The 1565-nt window shown below is 71.6% G+C and carries 1 protein-coding gene and 2 pseudogenes; 1 reads left to right on the forward strand and 2 read right to left on the reverse strand.

Going from position 1 to position 1565, the window contains the following annotated elements:
- Window positions 1-253, reverse strand: a pseudogene (locus G6026_RS12160) (O-succinylbenzoic acid--CoA ligase); the annotation flags it as partial.
- Window positions 254-270: 17 nt separating this feature from the next.
- A complete protein-coding gene (locus tag G6026_RS12165) occupies window positions 271-1254 on the reverse strand; it encodes a 1,4-dihydroxy-2-naphthoyl-CoA synthase (protein ID WP_182613332.1) in 984 nt (327 codons plus the stop codon).
- 23 nt (window positions 1255-1277) lie between these two features.
- On the opposite strand from G6026_RS12165, the pseudogene G6026_RS12170 reads away from it, so the two are divergent.
- A pseudogene (locus G6026_RS12170) lies at window positions 1278-1565 on the forward strand (O-succinylbenzoate synthase); the annotation flags it as partial.

A 1565-nucleotide genomic window follows, 5' to 3' on the forward strand; every position in this document is an offset into this window, starting at 1 on the left:
CGGCCGAGAGCATCGCCCCCTTGGGAGTGCCCGTCGAGCCCGAGGTGCTCACCACCAGCGCCGTCCGGTCGTCGACGGGGTCACCGGGCCGCATGGCGCCCGAGAGCAGGCGCGTGCGTACCGGATCGTCGGACGGGACGGGCAGCAGGGCGGGACCACGGTCGTCGAGCAGCTGCTCGAACTCGGGGAACAGCTCGGCCACCGCCGGGCCGCCGGGCACGGGCAGCACGCGCAGTTCGCGGGTGGCGGGCATGGACCGGTCCGGCGTCGTCAGTAGTAGTAGGGGAAGTCGTCCCAGTCCGGGGCCCGCTTCTCCAGGAACGCGTCCCGGCCCTCCACGGCCTCGTCGGTCATGTACGCCAGTCGGGTGGCCTCGCCGGCGAACACCTGCTGGCCCATCAGTCCGTCGTCGGTGAGGTTGAACGCGAACTTGAGCATCCGCTGCGCGGTGGGCGACTTGCCGTTGATCAGCCGCGCCCACTCGATCGCGGTGCTCTCCAGCTCGGCGTGGTCCACGACCCGGTTCACGGCGCCCATCTGGAACATCTCCTCGGCCGTGTACGCCTGACCGAGGAAGAAGATCTCGCGCGCGAACTTCTGGCCCACCTGCTTGGCCAGGTAGGCGCTGCCGTATCCGGCGTCGAAGGACCCCACGTCGGCGTCGGTCTGCTTGAACCGGGCGTGCTCGCGGGAGGCCAGGGTCAGGTCGCTCACCACGTGCAGCGAGTGCCCCCCGCCCGCCGCCCACCCGTTGACCAGGCAGATCACCACCTTGGGCATTGTGCGGATGAGTCGCTGCACCTCCAGGATGTGCAGACGTCCGCCCTCGGCCTTCACCCGCGCCTGGTCGACCTTGTCCGCCGTCGCGCCGGCCACGTCCGAGTCGTGCTCGGTGGAGTACTGGTACCCGGACCGCCCACGGATGCGCTGGTCCCCGCCCGAGCAGAACGCCCAGCCGCCGTCCTTGGCGCTCGGCCCGTTGCCGGTGAACAGCACGGTCCCCACGTCGGGGGAGCGGCGCGCGTGGTCGAAGACCCGGTACAGCTCGTCCACGGTGTGCGGGCGGAAGGCGTTGCGCACCTCGGGGCGGTCGAAGGCGATCCGCACGATTCCGTCGGCCCGGCTCTCGCCCACGTGACGATGGTAGGTCAGGTCCGTGAGGTCCTCGCCGCTGCGAAAGCCCTCGACCTCCCGCCACTGCGACGGATCGAACGGGTTCGCGGTCTCGCCCTGCGCTGCGCTGCTCTCGGTCATGGGGTCGACGTTAGCGTGGAGGCATGACATCCGTACCGGGCCCCGAGTCGATCGACGATCTGCTCGCCCGCGTCCACGTGGTGGCCCTGCCGATGCGGGTCCGGTTCCGTGGCGTCACCGAGCGGGAGGTGGCACTGGTCGAGGGGCCGGCCGGGTGGGGCGAGTTCGGTCCCTTCCCGGAATACGACGACCCCGAGGCCGCCCACTGGCTGCGCTCCGCGCTCGAGATGGCGTGGCAGGGCCCGCCGACGCCGCTGCGCTCGCGGGTCGCCGTCAACGCGACGGTCCCCGCGGTCTCGGCGGGCGAGGTG

Source organism: Dietzia sp. DQ11-38-2, assembly GCF_014145055.1.
Lineage (GTDB): Bacteria > Actinomycetota > Actinomycetes > Mycobacteriales > Mycobacteriaceae > Dietzia.

Bases quoted from the DNA above. Each gene is read 5' to 3' on its own strand.
- G6026_RS12165 (WP_182613332.1), bottom strand. From the start codon at position 1,254: ATGACCGAGAGCAGCGCAGCGCAGGGCGAGACCGCGAACCCGTTCGAT.